Origin of the sequence: Photobacterium lucens, from assembly GCF_009873615.1 — a bacterium.
GTDB lineage: Bacteria > Pseudomonadota > Gammaproteobacteria > Enterobacterales > Vibrionaceae > Photobacterium > Photobacterium lucens.
In genome coordinates, this window is record NZ_SSMG01000192.1 from 1 (window position 1) to 2,701 (window position 2,701).

General features: G+C 43.4%; 1 protein-coding gene. It reads right to left on the reverse strand.

All coding sequences use genetic code 11. From position 1 onward, the window contains the following. Positions 1-215: 215 nt before the first annotated feature. Positions 216-2,414: an immunoglobulin-like domain-containing protein gene (locus E5A76_RS09190; protein WP_161118738.1), complete on the reverse strand. Its 2,199-nt coding sequence runs from the start codon at positions 2,412-2,414 to the stop codon at positions 216-218. Positions 2,415-2,701 lie beyond the last annotated feature (287 nt).

The window sequence follows — 2,701 nt, forward strand, 5'->3', positions numbered from 1 at the left end:
ATTCGATAGATTAAAAATAAATTAACCACATTTATATTGTATCAATAGAAATAAAACTACGATTTTTATTATTCAAACGATATCGATATATTTATTTATCGCTATTCATCTTCTTGACCGTGAAGATGCACCCGTTAATAAGAGATAACCATAAAAATTAAACAAAAAAGCCAGCACTTAACATGCTGGCTTTCGTTTATTTAGCTAATGGTCGCTTATAGCTTATCCCATGCATCAGCCCAGTGTTGGCTTGCACCCGGTGCGTAAGAAGCACTTGCACACCAGCCTGTGTAAGGCCATAGTTTACATTGGTATACGTTACCGTCTGTGCCTAATACTTGATCGCCTGCTTGGTACGCTTTACCTGCTTCATAAGCAGGAACATCGGTAACTGGCGGCTCAACTGTACCTTGCTCTTCTAGTGTGAAGTGGTGACGAGATTCCACTTGCTCACCTTTTGACTGAGCAATCATGCGTAGTGAGTGTTTACCTTCAACTACGTTATCTAGCACTAATTGAATGGCGCTGTTACCTGTAAAATCAGCACTGAAATTACCACCATTAACTGGGTAGCCCATAGCGTCAATCACATCAATCTGAACAGAGCTTGCTTTATTCGCTGTGTAATTCAGGTTCAGTGTCGCTGTACCGTTAGTGATCTTATACGTGCTGTTTACGCCAGCTAGCGATGCGGTGAAATCCGCTTCTGGTTGTGGTGGTACAACGCCGCCACAGTCGCTATCGCCCGCTTCACGCCACACGCCCCATTCACCTGTTGTGCCTGGTTCATCACCTTGTGTCCACCAGCCAGCTTGCCAGTTCTTACCGTTATGGCTTACTACATCACCTTCAACATAAGTTGCATCGGCTTTCCACGGATTAGTACACACGATAGAGCCATCGTTAACCACCACGGTACGCTTCACTGTTACTGTTTGATTTGCGCTGTCTGTGATTGAGTAAACAAGCTCATATTGACCAGCAACTGCAGTGTTTACTGTGCCAGATACCGTAATGTTTGCAGTTAGATCGCCATCTTCTGCATCCGATGCCGATACGCCAGCCATTGGATCGAAGCTTTCACCGATTTTCACGACTGCATTGGCGACACCAGAAAACGTTGGTAATGCGCTAAATACGGTGACTTTACGTGGTGATACGGTTTCGTTGTTGTCAGAATCTGTTACAGAGTAAGTTAGTACGTACTCGCCTACACGTTGTGTATCTACCGAGCCTGATACGTTAATAGCTGATGTTAATGTGCCGTCTTCTTTATCGGTTGCGGTTACGCCAGCCATTGGATCAAAGTTAGAACGGTGTTGAACACGCGCATCGGTTAAGCCCGTGATCACAGGTTTACCCGGTAGAACAACAGGTGGCACTTGGCTGTGAATGAACGGGCCGTAAGTGTTAATGAAGCTGCTGTTATACGCTTGACCAGCAGCGTTAGTGCCGATATCCCAGTTGATAGACCATGTCATCACACCACGTAGTGGCTGAGATTGTGCTTCAAGGCGTTTGAATGCATCGAACAAGTCTTGTGGATCTTGCACGTAACCTGTTGCTGCAGCATCAATGTTAGTTGGAATACCAAATACGAGTTTGTCGTGTGGGATCTTAGTGAAACCACGAGTACCGTTGATCAATGAATCTGACATGTAGTAAATGAACTCTTCTTTTAGCTCATCTTTACTTTGTGCAATCCAGCCAATGCCTTCAACGTAAACACCGTCACCGCCTTGGTTGTAAAACTGTGGGTTGATCCAGTCGTAGTAACCTTCAAGACCTGTGATGTAAGGAATGTATTTACCTGATGTGGTTAGGTATGGAAACTCTGGTGCCATGGTAATTAAGAAGTTTTTACCTTGAGCACGGTAGTGATCTTTAACCATGCGTAGAGCTGCTGGAATAACGGTTTGGTTATCAGCCGCATCAATGGCAGCTTGCTCAAGATCGATATCTAGACCATCGAAACCGTATAGATCCGTTAGACGAATGATTTCATCAGCAAAAGCTTGCTCGTCGCCTTTTTTCATTTCAACGTGCGCGTCTGCACCACCTAGCGCAAGCAGCACTGCACGACCTTGATCGTTAAGCTGTTTGATTTGCTCGATGAATTGTTGCTCTGTTAGACCTGTCGCTGGATCTAAATGGAAAGTAGGAATACGCCCTGCAGCAACGTCATAAACTTTCATGAAAGACACATCAACCACGTTATACATTGGGTTAATGTCTTTTAGTGTCATTGCTGGTGCGTTACCCATTTTATAACCTTGGCCATCAGCCCAGTTATGCCAGTAACCTACAACAACGCCACCTTCTGGGTTAACCATTTCATCGCCAGCGTGAGCGGTAAAGCTAATTGCGCAAGACAGTGCAACTGCACTCAATGCAAATAGAGATGTTTTTTTCATTTTATTACTCTCATTAAATTACATTCACAAGTAGGCAGGCTTTACTCAGCTCACCCTCGATGAGCAAAGCATAACGGAGCTAATAAAATTCCAAAGTTGCGAGATGTAACAGAACGTTTTTATTACTCTTTTTAGGTAATCATCCCGATTCAAATTTATGACATTCGCTTGTTATTTATTTGGCGAAATAACGCAAAACATGAAACATCCAGAAAATAGATTTGAGATCTGCTTTCATAGAAACCCTATTTTTTAATCACCGACGATACTTTTTTGACGCTAATTTT